This window comes from Parabacteroides sp. MSK.9.14, from assembly GCF_019041495.1.
Lineage (GTDB): Bacteria > Bacteroidota > Bacteroidia > Bacteroidales > Tannerellaceae > Parabacteroides > Parabacteroides merdae.
This window is the reverse complement of sequence record NZ_JAHPXO010000024.1, coordinates 1-15,736: the sequence shown is the minus strand read 5'-3', so window position 1 is coordinate 15,736 and position 15,736 is coordinate 1. Positions and strand designations below refer to the sequence as shown.

The 15,736-nt window shown below is 41.5% G+C and carries 14 protein-coding genes; 8 read left to right on the top strand and 6 right to left on the bottom strand.

From position 1 onward, the window contains the following. Positions 1-27: 27 nt before the first annotated feature. The 5 genes from KTG12_RS13350 to KTG12_RS13330 all read right to left on the bottom strand — a co-directional run bounded on the left by KTG12_RS13350 (position 28) and on the right by KTG12_RS13330 (position 4,100). Positions 28-963, bottom strand: coding sequence for a phosphatase PAP2 family protein (locus KTG12_RS13350; RefSeq protein ID WP_005635208.1), 936 nt, complete (start codon positions 961-963; stop codon positions 28-30). Then, on the bottom strand, positions 960-1,643 hold the full coding sequence (locus KTG12_RS13345) for a CDP-alcohol phosphatidyltransferase family protein (RefSeq protein ID WP_005647170.1): 684 nt from the start codon (positions 1,641-1,643) through the stop codon (positions 960-962). Before KTG12_RS13345 ends, KTG12_RS13350 begins: the two co-directional genes overlap by 4 nt. Positions 1,644-1,660: 17 nt before the next feature. Next, a complete protein-coding gene (locus tag KTG12_RS13340; protein WP_005647169.1) occupies positions 1,661-2,167 on the bottom strand; it encodes a GtrA family protein in 507 nt (168 codons plus the stop codon). Beyond that, positions 2,152-2,625, bottom strand: coding sequence for a phosphatidylglycerophosphatase A (locus tag KTG12_RS13335; protein WP_005635202.1), 474 nt, complete (start codon positions 2,623-2,625; stop codon positions 2,152-2,154). The genes KTG12_RS13340 and KTG12_RS13335 overlap by 16 nt, the downstream gene beginning before the upstream one ends. A gap of 182 nt (positions 2,626-2,807) precedes the next feature. Next, complete coding sequence (locus tag KTG12_RS13330) at positions 2,808-4,100, bottom strand: inositol-3-phosphate synthase (protein ID WP_005635201.1); 1,293 nt, start codon at positions 4,098-4,100, stop codon at positions 2,808-2,810. Between the two features lie 399 nt (positions 4,101-4,499). Between KTG12_RS13330 and KTG12_RS13325 the strand changes: the two genes are divergently transcribed. Then, complete coding sequence (locus tag KTG12_RS13325) at positions 4,500-4,745, top strand: RNA-binding protein (RefSeq protein WP_005635197.1); 246 nt, start codon at positions 4,500-4,502, stop codon at positions 4,743-4,745. Positions 4,746-4,853: 108 nt separating this feature from the next. After that, the gene (locus tag KTG12_RS13320) at positions 4,854-6,104 is read left to right on the top strand and encodes a hypothetical protein (protein WP_138272995.1); all 1,251 of its coding nucleotides are present in this window, start codon (positions 4,854-4,856) and stop codon (positions 6,102-6,104) included. 3 nt (positions 6,105-6,107) lie between these two features. Here KTG12_RS13320 and KTG12_RS13315 read toward each other — a convergent pair whose 3' ends face one another. Further along, positions 6,108-6,353 (bottom strand): hypothetical protein, encoded by a 246-nt coding sequence (locus tag KTG12_RS13315; RefSeq protein WP_022321345.1) that lies wholly within the window; start codon positions 6,351-6,353, stop codon positions 6,108-6,110. 149 nt (positions 6,354-6,502) lie between these two features. Here KTG12_RS13315 and KTG12_RS13310 point away from each other — a divergent pair, with 149 nt between their 5' ends. The 6 genes from KTG12_RS13310 to KTG12_RS13285 all read left to right on the top strand — a co-directional run. Then, positions 6,503-7,102: an RNA polymerase sigma-70 factor gene (locus tag KTG12_RS13310; RefSeq protein WP_022321346.1), complete on the top strand. Its 600-nt coding sequence runs from the start codon at positions 6,503-6,505 to the stop codon at positions 7,100-7,102. A gap of 81 nt (positions 7,103-7,183) precedes the next feature. Continuing rightward, positions 7,184-8,164: a FecR family protein gene (locus KTG12_RS13305; protein ID WP_138272994.1), complete on the top strand. Its 981-nt coding sequence runs from the start codon at positions 7,184-7,186 to the stop codon at positions 8,162-8,164. Between the two features lie 181 nt (positions 8,165-8,345). After that, on the top strand, positions 8,346-11,675 hold the full coding sequence (locus KTG12_RS13300) for a TonB-dependent receptor (RefSeq protein WP_138272993.1): 3,330 nt from the start codon (positions 8,346-8,348) through the stop codon (positions 11,673-11,675). An 11-nt stretch (positions 11,676-11,686) separates the two neighbouring features. Then, positions 11,687-13,381, top strand: coding sequence for a RagB/SusD family nutrient uptake outer membrane protein (locus tag KTG12_RS13295; protein ID WP_005635179.1), 1,695 nt, complete (start codon positions 11,687-11,689; stop codon positions 13,379-13,381). A 24-nt stretch (positions 13,382-13,405) separates the two neighbouring features. Continuing rightward, entirely contained in the window at positions 13,406-14,581 is a 1,176-nt protein-coding gene (locus KTG12_RS13290) for an FN3 domain-containing metallophosphoesterase family protein (RefSeq protein WP_138272992.1), read from the top strand. A gap of 650 nt (positions 14,582-15,231) precedes the next feature. Then, a partial coding sequence (locus tag KTG12_RS13285; RefSeq protein WP_216945458.1) for a FecR domain-containing protein occupies positions 15,232-15,736 on the top strand: 505 nt, incomplete at its 3' end.

Below are 15,736 nucleotides of genomic sequence, written 5' to 3'. Positions count from 1 at the left end.
ATACGAAGAAATTCTTTCATTGGCACATTATTTAATGTAATTATAATATCGGTTGAAGAAGTTTTTGAACCAGCCTGTCTTCATCAATCCTTTTTCGAAAAGCAGGATTCCTAAAAGAGCGCAACAGATTCCCAATGTCACATCTATAATATAGTGATGTGAGGTGTAAACTGCTGTTCCCCAAATTCCCGCCATGATGATGGCAAACAGGATAATCACAAATTTATTGCATTTATTGACAATCGCATAACATAGTGCCACAACCATATATGCAGCATGTAATGATGGAACTGCTGCGAATACGTTTGCGTTGCGGCCATAGATGGAATCGAAGATAGAAAGGCCGGTCAATGTGTCGAACCTGCCGAGACCGGCAACATTACCCGGTGTGTCGAGTATCGGTTCAAAACCATAATTGATTGCATACCAAGGTGGTGCTGCCGGATGGAGATAGTATCCGGCAAAGCCAATCAGGTTGACGAACAGGAATACCATCGAGAAATGGAGGTACAAATTACGGTATCCCTTGAGATAGAGCCACAATCCGAAAGCTATCGGAACAGGAACCCAGCAGAGATAAAATATACCTGCAAGGATGTCCGCAATCCGGCAATTATGGATCGCGAAATATTCGCAAGGAATTAGGATATTCCCATTATCATTTATACCGAACAAGCTTTTTTCCAGATTATATAGGTTTTCCACGTCAATCGAGTTAGCCTCGTAATTTGGGAAAACACGCATCCAGTCGTATGAAATGCCGAAAAGAGCGAATGGCAATAAGGCAACAGCTAATTTACGGGTTGTCTTGCCAGCGAAGAAGAGGAGGAGGTAAAGCCCAACCATGAACACATGCTCCGGGCGTAATCCGATACATACGGCTGTCAGCAAAAGAAACAGCGCTGTCAAGCCGATAACAGTCCCTGCCTCCTTCTTTGACGGGAGTACAATTGTTCCTTTCATTCGTTATCTTTGCTGCTCAATAGTTTACGACAATGATTCAGGCGTGCGAATGCCGTGATGTTGGAGAATATCGCAACGATCAGCAAAGGAATGACGAATATCATGATCGGTTCGAATATCTCGTTGTTTTCCATCATGGGTGCAAAGATACCGCAGCAGAGAGCCCCTAATCCGGTCAACACTACGCGTTCGGGACGTTGCATGAAACCGACTTTGCATTCAAGTCCCAATCCTTCGGCACGGGCGCGGACATAGCTTACCATTAATGAGCCGATCAAAGCAATGAAAGCGACGATCGAACTGATGACATATCCCTGATTGATCAGGTAGAAACATATCCCGAAGAAAACCGTCAGTTCGCTGTAGCGGTCCAGTACCGAATCGTACAAGGCTCCGAATGTGGAACTCATTTTGCCGATACGCGCAACCTGTCCGTCCATCATGTCGAACAGTCCGGCAAACAAGATGATGCCGCCACCCCAGCCGATATAGTAGAAATCACCTCGTTCTCCTTTCATTCCGGCATAAAGGAATATGCAAGCAGCCACAATATTCAGGATTAATCCTGTTGTCGTAATAAAATTGGGAGTGATCCCAATTTTAATCATTCCATGTACGATCGGGTTGATGATCTTGTAGATCGTCTGTTGCAACCAATCTCTAAAAACTTTGAATTTCATATATTACTATTTTGTTTTTATTTTGAGTTCGCTTTCTGAAAACGGTCCCTGATCCTACAGTTCTTGTAGACAAAGATACGTTGCATATTATAGTTCCAAAGAAATCCGACAAGCAGTGAGACTACTATCTTGGAAAAGACGAACAAGTCGTCGATATAATGTTTCAGTGTTTCCTGGACCCAGGGATTCCTGCTGATCGTTTCCGTCATGAAGTAAATTCCCCAGGTATTCAATAAGATACTACCAATCCAAACCAGTAGATATTTGACTATTACATGTCGTTTCTTGCATTCTTTGGATTTGAATGTCCATTTGTAATTGATGATGCAATTTACGATTCCGCCGCAGACAGAACCAGTGAAGGTTGCATACACGTAATAAACTCTAAATAATTTAACCAACAAGATTGTGACCAGAAAGTCTGTCGCACTGGCGACTTGTGAAGAAAATTGGGCTCGTATAAACATGAATATCCCGCCTTTCTCCGAAAACGCTCTTGCACTTTTCTTTATCCAATCAACCATCTTGCAACTATTAGCAGGATGAGGCTATATATTCCAGCCAAAATATCATCCATCATTACTCCGACTCCTCCCTTGAGATATTCCATTTTGCGTATACCCAATGGCTTGAAAATATCGAACAGGCGGAATAGCGCGAATGCTGCCAGAGCATACCACAAGTTACCGGCCGGTGCTGCCAAAAGCGGAATCCAGACACCTACCATTTCGTCTACTACTACCCGCGAAGGGTCTTCTCCCCAAATAGGTTCGACTGCGTTTGCCGAACGGATGCCGGCAATCGTAAAAATACCGATCAATAACGCGGTTATAATAAGAAGTAGAGTAGGAGATACGGCGCACGACAATGCAAGCCAGATCAGCGTAGCTAACAAGGCTCCCGCCGTTCCCGGAGCAAACGGAGAAAAACCGGAACCAAAGCCTGTTGCAATAATAATATGAATTAGTGGAACTCTTTTCATCCTGTCAGTAAAATGTGTGCAAAGTTATAAAAATAATATAACTTTCCCCCTCGTCCGGGAGAAAGTTATATCGAGAATTCCATCAGCATGAAATTTTAGTTTCATAGGCATGGAACAAAAGTTTCGCTAAGATGGAACAAATGTTTCATCCCTATGAAACTAAATTTATATTACCCTGAATTTTAGTCCAAATAATTAGGGGCTTTTTCTCCGATCATATCGCGCAACGTCTGCTTAACCATTCTCCATTGCTGGAAGAGGTCATGTACGGGCTGATGTTCGAAGTCGTGCATCGGACTCTTGCAGAAGAAAGACAACCAAGTCTGGATACCATACATACCGGCACGCAGGGCCAGATCGCTGAACAACACCAGGTCGAGTGCGATAGGGGCTGCTAGGATGGAGTCGCGGCAAAGGAAGTTTACCTTGATTTCCATCGGGTAACCCATCCAGCCGAAGATGTCGATATTGTCCCATGCTTCTTTATTGTCCTTGCGGGGAGGATAGTAATTGATGCGTACCTTATGATATACGTCTCCATACAGGTCCGGGAATTTTTCGGGTTCGAAGATGTTGTCAATGACAGATAGCTTGCTGACTTCTTTTGTCTTGAAGTTTGCAGGATCGTCCAATACCTCGCCGTCACGGTTTCCTAAGATATTGGTAGAGAACCAGCCGCTTACACCTAACATACGGGTTTTGAACATCGGAGCCAGTACTGTCTTCATTAAAGTCTGTCCGCTCTTGAAGTCCTTACCGGAGATAGGCACATTCATCTTTTTAGAGAATTCCCACATGGCGGGAGTGTCTACACACAGGTTAGGAGCACCCATGATGAACGGAGCACCTTCTGCTATAGCGGCATAAGCGTAGCACATACTTGGAGAAACGGCTTCCGTATTGTTGTCCTTCATTGCTTTTTCCAAAGCGGCAAGCGACATGTGCTCGTCAGACAGCGGAATATAGATTTCCGTACTTGCAGCCCATAGAACGGCGATACGTTCACAGTTGTTGGCTGCCTTGAATTCACGGATATCCTGGCGGAGCTGTTCAACCATGTCCCAACGGGTAGCGGCCTGTTTGATGTGTGTGCCGTTCAGACGTTTTGCCCAGTTATGGTCGAATGCGGCCGGCATCGGTTTGATTGCCTCCAATTCGTCTTTTACGCCGTTCAGGTCTTTTTCTTTCAAGACTTCTGCGTATAGGGCCGCTTCGTATGCATTATCAGGGAAAATATCCCATCCGCCGAAAACGATGTCATTCAGGTCGGTCAGAGGAACAATATCTTTGATCGCTTTTTCTTCTCCGTTTTCTAAACGCATTGTAGCTAACTGTGAGATTGAGCCGATAGGCTTAGCCAATCCTTTACGTGCAGCCAACGTACCTGTAATCATGGTAGTCGCAACTGCACCGCCTACCCCAACAACCAGAATACCAAGTTTTCCTTTGGCTTCTTTAACTTCGATTTTTTCCATGTCAAATTAAGTTCAAAATGATTGGGGCAAAATTAGGTTTTCTGGTTGAGACATAAAAGGCTATATGCTGGCTTAATTGGTCAGAAATACTATAAAATAGGCCTTTTTTACATATTATTGTATTGAAGCCTCTTTTTCAAACTTTTTATGGTTATTAAGGATGTTCTTAGGGAAAAGTCTTTTCTATGTGTTTTTTTGAATTGTTATGAATTAAATCTTGGTTTCATGGTGCAATATCCATTTTTAATGCTTTTCTTTGTACCCGACAAGCAAAACTGTTTGTGTAGTTCTTTATCTCCGACTTAATATTCATTGCAGAATATGATTTAGCAGACATTGATCTTTCCTAAAAGTTTTATTGTTTCAATTTTTTATTAATTATTTTATATCATTTTTTGTATGAATATTTACATTGGTAACCTGAACTATCGGGTTAGAGAATCAGACTTACAACAGGTTTTGGAAGAGTACGGTACGGTTGAATCAGTTAAATTGATCATTGACCGCGATACTCGTCGTTCTAAAGGCTTTGCTTTTGCAGAACTTCCTAACGAAAACGAAGCAAGAAACGCTATCGAAGAATTAAACGGCGCTGAATACGAAGGTCGCCAGATGGTTGTAAAAGAAGCAACACCGAGACGCTAATAAATAATAGCATCAAAGTATACGAACGGGGATATGGGCAAGATTCTATATCCCCGTTCTTCGTTTATTCCTTTTTAATTGTTACGTTTGTACTTAAATTTGCAATAGATGAAAAGTCTTTTAAATATTTCTTGTTTGCGCATTAGTTTGTGTATCCTGTTCTGTTTGGCGGGTACTTCATTTATCTACACACTTTATGCCCAGATTCCGGACCGCGTTTTCAAGACGGATTCCCGGATAGATCCGGAAAAGAAAGGGGAACTTTCGGTCGAATTTGATAATCTGAGTTTCTTTAAGGATGATGAGTATACCGGTTCGTTTATGAAAGGTTATACATTGCCGGGACTTTGGTTGCAGGCAAAGGCTGTCTATTATCCGTTGGAAATGCTGAAACTCGAAGCTGGTGTTCATTTGCAACGTTTTTGGGGGGCGAATCGCTATCCGAATATGGCTTATCAGGATATTGCGCATTGGAAAGGTGATCAGTATCAGAGAGGTTTTCATGCACTTCCTTGGTTCCGGGCGCAGGTGGCCTTGTCTGATCATGTGAATATCGTGCTGGGCGATTTGTATGGGGCGGCCAATCATAATCTGATAGAGCCATTGTACAATCCGGAATTGAATATGGTCGCCGATCCGGAGATGGGATTGCAATTGTTGTATAATTCCTGCCGGTTCGATTTGGATGTGTGGGTGAATTGGGAAAGTTTTATCTTCAGGGAAGATATCCATCAGGAGGCTTTTACGGTTGGTTTGTCTACCCGTTTCAAGTTTAACGATCCGGATTCGCGTTTTCATTTTTATGCTCCTTTGCAAGTTTTGGCCCAGCACAGAGGAGGAGAGATTGATACGATCCTGACCAATTCTGTCCAGACATTGATGAACGGTGCTGTCGGAATTGGGGGAGTGTGGAACACGGGGCATAAGATATTCAAGAGTGTAAATGTGGAACTGGATGTTGCCGGCTATTATCAGCAGGCCGGTAAGTTGTGGCCTTTCGATAACGGCTATGGTGTATATGCACGTGCATCTGCCGATATTTACGATTTCCGTGTGAAGACTTCCTATTGGAGGTGTCATCAGTTTATTTCCATGTTCGGCAGTCCGTTTTATGGAGCTGTCTCGACATCCGATGAAGGTCTTACCTTCGATGATCCTTCTTGTGTTTACTTTGGCTTAGAGTATTCGCGTGAATTGGCAAAAGGTTTTTCGCTTGGCATTGATTTGGATATCTATGAGCATTTGCCTGTCGTGTTTCGCGGTACGGAGCAGAATGGCTATAAATCATTTGCCAAAACCAGTTTCTCTGCCGGGATTTATCTGAGGGTAACCCCGTCTTTCCTGATAAAGAAATTCTAGTAGTTAACAGTTATTCTGTTTTCTGTTCGGGCGGAACAGGGTGAAAAGCAGGGCTGCAATGATAACCCAATTCGTGACAATCATTGTCGTGAACAGGTCGATTAGCTGCGGTAGCTGCTTTCTTGTGCAGTCGGATAATTCGTTCAGAAAACCGTTGAAGTTTCCATATAATCCCCAAATCATAATCGCTTGTATTATGAGTAAGGCGATAGCCAATCCGGCACAGATATATTTTGTGAAATTATTCATGTTTTTAAAGTATTATCTACAAAAGTATAAAAAATACCATTGTCTTGCATTTTATTAAAGGAGAATGTCTGTAAATAAGCAAAGTTTGTAAAAATATTATTATTTTTGCGGGTGGGATGTTAATTGAATGGTCTTAAATCGCTGGTAGTATGTTCGATATTTCTTTATTGTATGAACTGAAGAAAGGGAATAGAGAAGCCTTTAATGGTGTTTTCCGTTACTATTATCCCCGGATAATGGCTTATACTGCTTCTATGGTTGAGCAAAAAGCAGCGGAGGATATTGTTCAGGATGTTTTTCTGTATGTTTGGGAAAACCGTGAAAAGCTATATGTCAGTGATGGTTTCCATTCTTATCTTTTTCAATCCGCTTATACTCGTTGTCTGGACTATTTCAAGAAAAACCTCTCGATTGAAAAATACCATTCTCATACTTACGAGAAGTATTTGGAAGATTATCAAAATCTATTGAAAGGTGATGATTCTGTTATAGAGGAACTTTCCGTTAAGGATTTTTATCGCCATTTGTACGAATTACTGGAACACCTGCCAGCGCAGCGTCGTGAAGTTTTCATCCTTACTTATATAAAAGGGTTGACGGCTAAAGAAGTTGCGGAGCAGACCCGGATGCCGCAACGCACGGTAGAGAGTCATTTGTATTTGGCGCTCCGGTTTTTAAAGGGGCATATGTCCAGAAATGATTATTATATGCTTTGTGCCGTTTTTCTTTCGCATGGCACATACGCTTGATAAATTAAGATGAACGAAAAAATCATTTTAGCTCAGTAGTTTTTCGTTGCTGGTCGTTTTGCCTAATATAACAAGGTGAAAATGGAGTTTAATTACGCACTTTTAGTAAAATATTTGATTGGCAGCCTTTCCTCGGAAGAAATGGAGGAAGTGATGAGGTGGCGTGATTTGTCGGCTGAGAATGAAACTGTTTTTTCTGAAGTGTTACGTTTGCGTCTTTCGTGGAATACAGCAAAGTATGCGGATAACGAGCGGATAGATATGGCTTTGGAAAAGGTAAATGTCCGGATTAACCGGGCAAGGCGTTACCGGATTGCCCGGTCTTTGTTGAAATATGCAGCTGTTATCTTGCTGCTTGTTTCGTTTTCAGCTGTCGGATGGAATTATTTTAAGCCGGAAACTTATATGACTATCGCTTTAGGAGATAGTGAAGGCGTAAAAAAAGTAACGCTGGATGATGGTTCGATAGTTTGGTTAAGGGGAAATTCCGTATTGAAAATACCGCAGTCATTCAGTGCCGTCAACCGGACGGTCTCCTTGCAAGGAGAAGCATTCTTTGACATCGCAAAGAATGCTAATTCACTATTTATCGTTGCTACCGATTATGTGAAAGTAGAGGTACATGGAACTTCTTTTCATGTTAATGTTAATGCTGGAAATAAGTCTGTAGAAACCGTTTTAGTAAGAGGATGTATCAGCTTGCATGCCTTGAACGGAAAGAAAATCTTAGAAATGAATCCGGGAGAACGTGTTGCCTATTCCTGGGATGAAAATACCTGTTTTACGGATCATGTCGATGTGAATGTCTGTGCTGTATGGCGGTTTAACCAACTGGTTTTTGAGAATACTACACTTCGTGAAATCGCCAATCAATTATCAATCAAATATAATGTAAATGTAAACATCGAGTCGTCGAGGCTGGCTCAACGCAGGTTTCGTTGCGTGATCAATGAAGACGAGCGCTTGCCGGATGTTTTGGAGCAGCTTTGCTATTTGGCGCCGATTACCTATCGAATTGAGAGTTCCGAAATTTATATATCTGAAAAACAAACAAAAAAATGAATGTCTATGGGAAATTGAAATGTAATCTGAGGTAAACAGTTCCGTAATATCGGGGGTATTCCTTTGCAACGGTTAATTAAAAAAATGCTGTCCGGTATGGGAAGTGTTATTGGCGGGTACGGGTGTATCCGGTAAAAAGTTAACTGTTTTTTATAGTACTAACAAAAACGAATCACATGGTATGAATAAAAAAGTATCTATTGCGACATTATCAGCATTTTTAGTCGCAACATCGCCTGCGATGGCGGTAAATGAAGCGAATACTTTGTATGTGAATCTGGAATTGTCTTTGAACAGGACAACTGTAGGTCTGGTCATACAAAGTATCAGCGAGCAAACGGGCTATGAATTTTCTTATGATGAATCTATTTTAAGTAAAGAAATTTCAAAAGTATCCGTCCGTGTAAAAAATGAACACATCGAAAGTGTTTTAAAGAAAGTCTTTAAGAATACGGATATTTCTTATCGGATAGTCGATAATCGGATTTTCCTACAAGATAACGCAAAGACAGAAAATGTGTCTTTTGCAAGTGTTCAACAAGTCAAGAGAACGATCAGAGGTACGGTTGTCGATAATACCGGTCTTCCTGTTATCGGGGCAAATGTCATAGTGAAAGGAAGTGCTGGTGTTGGTACGGTGACAAATGTCGACGGTGATTTTACATTGGAGGGAATTGAAGACGGTGCGACATTGATGATTTCCTATATTGGTTATGTAGATCAGGAGGTTGCTGTAGCGAAAGGAAAAAACGATTATAAAATCACAATTCACGAAGATACACAGAATTTAGATGAGGTGGTTGTTGTCGGTTATGGAACACAAACGAAAGTAAACCTGACAGGAGCGGTAAGCACAATTGGCAAAGATGAATTGATCAACCGGCCGGTGACGAATGTATCTTCTGCTCTCCAGGGATTGACTCCGGGGGTTACGATAACATCTGGAACAGGGCAGCCTGGTAGTGACGGGTCAACTATACGTGTTCGTGGAGTCGGAACCTTGAACAATGCTAACCCTTATATTCTGGTGGATGGGATAGAAACTGGAACTTTCGATTCGATCGATCCGAATGATATCGAATCGATTTCGGTTTTGAAAGATGCCGCTTCGGCCGCTATTTATGGTTCTAAAGCTGCCAATGGGGTAATCTTGGTTACGACCAAGCGAGGGAAAGCCGGAAAAGCAACAGTCTCTTATAATGGTAATGTTAGTTTTTCGAATGTATCGACTTTGATTGATCGCTTAAGTTCTTATGATTATGCCCGTCTTTATAATCAGTTATTGACACAGGATGGGGCGTCTCCTCGTTTTACAGACGAAGATCTCCGTTTATTTCAGGATGGAACGGATCCTTATGGGCATCCGAATACAGTTTGGACAGACTATATTTATCGGACCGGTTTTATGCATAAACATAGCCTCAATGTCAGTGGTGGGTCGGAAGATGTGAAATATATGGCTTCTGCAGGTTTCTTAGGGCAGGAAGGCACATTGAGGAATTCGGATCGTCAACAATTTAATTTGCGAACGAATCTGGATATCAAATTGTCGGATAAATTTACCATGAGGACTAACATGGCTTTTATTCATAACGACTATTCCGAACCGAATGCGTCTTATGGAGGCGGTTCTACTCAATTGATACGTCAAGCAGACCGTATAGCCCCTTGGATTCCGTATAAGAAGGAAGATGGTTCTTACGGTTCGATCTCAGATGGAAATCCTGCCGCTTGGGTCGATATTAATAGTCGGAAATATCATTTGTTGCAAAATTTCTCTGGAATACTGGCCTTTGACTATCATATTATAGATGGGCTGACATTCACATTACAAGGTGCTTATGTAACGAATATAAAGGAAACAAAAGATTATCGTAAGGAATGTTGGTATGACGATGTGAATTATCATGGACCTGATCAATTGGGTGAAACGATTTCGAGATGGAGCCGTTATACGTTGGATGCATTGTTGAATTATGACAAGACTTTTAACCAAGATCATCATTTCAAGGCAATGGTTGGTTATAAGATCGAGAAGTATGATTATCGGAATTTATATGCTTTCCGCAAAAGTTTCCCGAATAGTGAAGTGACCGATTTGAACGGTGGCGATTCTTCGACACAAACGAACAGTGGTTATTCCCGTGAACTGGCTTTGTTATCTTATTTCGGACGTCTCAATTATGACTATAAAGGCAAGTATCTTTTGGAAGCCAATTTCCGCGCCGATGCTTCTTCTCGTTTTGCAAAAGGCTATCGTTGGGGATATTTTCCTTCTTTCTCTGCTGGATGGCGCATTTCCGAAGAAGATTTTATGGAAAACACGCATGGCTGGTTGCAGTCACTGAAGCTTAGAGGATCTTGGGGGTTGCTCGGAAACCAGGATGCCGTATCGGATGAATATTATCCTTATTTACCTACGTTATATATAGGAAAGAATTTCCCGTTTGGCGGCTCTGTTCATCAAGGTATTACGGTTGTAAGCCATAAGGTAACGACTATTTCCTGGGAAAATTCGACAAACTGGGGAATTGGCTTTGATGCAAATTTCTTGAACGAGTTTATGCTGAGTGCCGAATATTATAATCGTAAGACCTCTGACATCATTATGGATATTCCTGTTTCTGATACGTTTGGTATATCGGGGACGTATCAGGACAATAAAGGCTCTTTACGGAACAGTGGTGTGGAAGCAAGCTTTGCTTGGAATCATTCCTTCAATAAGGATTGGAGAATGGGAATCAATACGAATTTCTCCTATAATAAGAATGAGTTGTTGGATTTGGCTGGGGTCAATGAGATTATCGATGGCTATATGATTAATCGAATCGGAGAGCCCTATCAATCTTTTTATGTATATGAAGTAGATGGGTTGTTCAAAAGCGACGAGGAGGCTGCCGCTTACGAAAAACAGTATGGCAATCCATGGTCTTTGCCTTTCAAAGGCGGCGATTTTCGGATTAAAGATGCGGATGGAGATGGAAAGTTGACAGATAAAGACCGGGTGGTGAAAGGCACGCAACAGCCTAAAACTACTTTTGGTTTGACACTGAGTGCTGGTTGGAAAAATTTTGACTTGTCGGTATTTATGCAAGGTGTGACTGGAACAAACCGTTATTTCTCAAGAGATGTCGTCGGTTCATTTATCGGGGATACTTCACATCCGAGTACGAATTGGTTGGATGCCTGGACTCCTGAAAATACAAATGCGGAATGGCCGCGTCTGTTCCTAGAGGAAAACTCGATCAGTTCTCCTCAGCGCGTGAATTCATCTTTTTGGTGTATGAACACGAATTACCTGCGTATTAAGAACGTCAATTTGGGTTATACGTTGCCGAAGAGTTGGACGAATAAGTTAGGAATAGCCAATGCGAAGATTTATTATACAGGCGAAAATCTGTTTACATTCGACAGTTTGCCGTTCAATGCAGATCCGGAGTCGCCGTCGGGAAACTTGGATGTTTATCCTATTAGCAGAAGCCATTCATTCGGTATTAATGTAACTTTTTAAATGAATTATATATGAAACTGAAAAATATATTAGGTCTTGCTGTTTGCTTGGTTGGGACAGGTATCTTTACTTCTTGTGATGATTTTTTTGATTTGAATCCGAAAGATCAGTTGACGACAAACACATTCTGGAACACGTCCGAGGATGTCGATGCAGCAGTAACCGCTGCCTACAATTGGTGGGTCAATAACTATGTTGGATCGAAGTTTATCTTCTACGAAGACAGCTATTCGGATATCGGCTTCAATTATACGAATGCTTCTAACATGAGAAACATGGGTAGAGGTAGCGTTTCTCCTACTGCGGCTCCGAATTATTGGAGGCAGTATGAAACGATACGTCGTTGTAATTTCGTAATTGAAAATATCGATTTGGTTCCGGCTTCAGCCATGACAGAAACGGAGAAGAATGATTTTCTGGCGCAAGTACGGGCAATTAGGGGATATAGTCATGCTTATTTGGCAACTTGGTATGGGGATGCTGTTATTATGGATTTTGTACCAGCAACGGCTGACGATGCTAAACTGCCGCGTGAACCGGAAGCAAAGGTGAAGGAGCATGCTATGAACGACTTGATGTGGAGTGCCGAACATATAGCGGAGAAACCGGCAGAAAAAGGACGCATTGCCAAAGGAACGGTCCTCTCGATGATCGCCCGCTTCAATTTGTTGTGGGGCAACTATACGGAGGCCTTGGATGCTGCCAATAAAGTAATAGCTCTGAATCAGTATGAATTAGATCCTGATTTTCTGAATATGTTTTCTATGGCCGGACAGAATTCAAAAGAAATTATTTGTACTTATGAACATGTCCAAACGACTTATGCTTATGGTGATGTGATCCGTTTCTATAATAATTCGGATGGTGGCTGGGCTTCTTTTGTGCCGACTCAAAACATGGTTGATATGTTTGAAATGGCAGATGGCAAGTTGATCGATGAAGCTGGTTCCGGTTATGATCCGGTCCATCCGTTTTTCAATCGTGATCCGCGATTGAAAAATACGGTTATTTATTCCGGATTGGATTGGGTGGGGCGTAATAATGTATCCCGGGTTTTCAATACGCTCGACAAGACGCTGCCGAACGGCTCTTCGAATAAAGATTATTATACGGCGGCAGATAATGCTTCCCATACCGGTATGTTGTGGGCTAAATATTTGTATCCCAACCAGGGACAATATTCAGCTGCAATGAATGACGATGCCTTGTGCCCGATTATCTTCCGGTATGCAGAAATATTGTTGACAAAAGCCGAATGTTTGGTCGAACTGAATCAGGATTTGCAGGAAGCTATGAACATCATCGACCGGCTACGTTTGCGCGGAGGTCATATCGCTGTTGACCGTTCTAAATATGATACACAGGCCAAAGTACGTGAACTGGTAAGGAGGGAACGTACGATAGAATTGGCTGGTGAAGGTTTCCGTTTTGAAGATATCGTTCGCTGGGACGAGTATGACCAGAGCGGAGCCAAAACTGGAAAGAAAGTGGCAGAGACTGTTATGCCGGGTGACTTGTATCGTTTGTGTGGTACTGTCGACTATGATGAACCGGATCCGGACCGTCGTGCCGTGATCGATGTGAATGCTTCTCGTGAAGACCGTTTGGTTGAAGTTCGTTATTTTGACAAGAAGCAATTCCATCTGCCTATTATGCAGGCGGAAATGGACGCGAACCCTCAATTGGTTCAGAACGATGGTTATTAATAGATGCAATAAAACTTATTTACAATGAAGTATATTAAAAAATTGATATATGTCCTTTTACTCACAGTTGCCACTCAGGTGGCAACTGCGCAGATAAAGATCCTTTACGGGCCTTATCTGCAGAATGTAAAAGAGAATGAGGCAACTATTGTCTGGGTAGCGGATAAACCGTCTATCGGCTGGGTAGAGTTGGCTCCGAATGACGGAACTCATTATTATGGAGAAGAACGGCCTAAGTATTTCGATACGACTAATGGGGTTAAAAATACCTCCTTGCTGCATGCCGTGAAGGTAAAAGCGTTGACTCCCGGAACAACCTATCGTTATCGTATTTATTCTCAGGAAGTGTTGTCGCATGAAGGGATTAATGTCATATACGGACGTGTGGCAGCATCGGATGTATACAAAAAGAATGCTTTGACGTTTACAACGTGCGATTCAAATAAAAAAGAAACCTCTTTTGTCATGATCAATGATATTCACGGACGTGAAAACATCATTACGAAACTGCTGAATAATGCGAACTACAAGGATAAAGACTTGATTATTTTCAATGGTGATATGGTTTCGGAATTTAAAGACGAACAAACAATCTTTAATGGATTCATGAAAGAAAGCATCGATTTGTTCGCTTCGGAGAAACCTATGTATTACGCTCGCGGAAATCATGAAACCCGTGGTGAGTTCGCCACTTCGTTCCAGAAATATTTCTCTCCGAAAGAACCGTTCCTATATTATCTTTTCAGACAAGGACCTGTATGTTTCATAATGTTGGATACGGGGGAAGACAAACCGGATTCCGATATCGAGTACAGCGGTATTACTGATTATGACGGTTATCGTACGGATCAGGTGGAATGGATGAAGGAACTATATAAAAATGAAGATTTCAAGCAGGCTAAATTTAAAGTTGTCATTGCACATATGCCTCCTTCTGCTGACCTCAATATCTGGCATGGACAGAAAGACGTCTTGAAGAAATTCGTACCTATCCTGAATGAACTCGGAGTGGATCTGATGCTATGCGGACATCTCCATCGAAACAAATATGAGGAACCGAGTGACGGTATCAAATTTCCGGTATTGGTAAATTCAAATAATAGTGTGGTTTCTGTGGAGACTAGTGGTGATCAGATGAATCTGGAGGTTCTAGATTTGGATGGTAAAGTCGTTACAAAGAAGTCATATACGGCAAAATAATCTTCATCATTCAATGCTACACTTCGCATAAGTGCGATTACTCTGACAGAGATCCGAGTAATCGCACTTGTCTCATTTTGCGTAAAAATATAAATAAAAACACACAGGAAACTGATATCTGACATTTTTGCTCGTATCTCTCTAATAAACATTTAATTAAAGGATGTCGGTTGAACTTTGTAACCGGCATAGAACCGACACCTTTTTGTTTCCGGCGGTTTGTCCGGAGTTTCCTCGTTTTCACGGAGCAATTAATACGGAACATGCCGGAAACTAATTCGAAAGTCATAGTAAACTAACTCAAAGCATATAATATATTATTGATATGTAGTACTACCTATCGTCCTTATATAGTACTACCAATCGACAATAGGTAGTACTACATAAGGGTAATAGATAGTAACTGCTAACGGCTACTTTACTATATGTTTTCATTTAGTTCTTCGGGTGATTTGACTTAGTTTGCGACAGGAAACGAGTTAGTTTGTCCGGTTGCCTGAGATTGAAACTTTTGTTTTTGTTGTAAGTGGTTAATTATTAATGTCTTATTTGCCTGATGAATGACTGCCCATTAATTGTATGAAAAAAATGCTTTTTTGCTCCGTATTTTTCTGAAGTTGTTCGTTTAGTATAAGTAATAGGAAATAAAAATGGATTTTGATTATAGACTTTTAGCAAAATATTTGACAGGCATGCTTTCTCCTGAAGAAATGAAACAGGTGGAAGAATGGCGTGAATTATCAATTGATAATGAGGAGGTTTTCTCTGAATTGATGAAACTTCGCGTTTCGTGGAAGTTCACTCAATATAATACGCCTGAGCATATCGAAGAGGCATTGAATGGATTGAATGCCAAGATAAATAGTAGAAGGCGATTTCAAATACTTCGCTCTGTGATGAGATATGCAGCCGTAATCTTGTTACTTGTCTCTTTTTCTTATGTGGGATGGGGCTATCTGAAACCGGACAATTGTGTAACGATCAGGGTGGAACAAGGGGAAGATGTGAAAAAAATCGTGCTTGCGGATGGATCGGCTGTTTGGTTAAAGGAGGGGTCTTCTTTGAGGATACCTGAGGTTTTTGCCGAAAATAACCGAAAGCTCTCCTTGCAAGGAGAAGCATTCTTTGACGTTGCAAAGAATGCTTCTCCTTGCA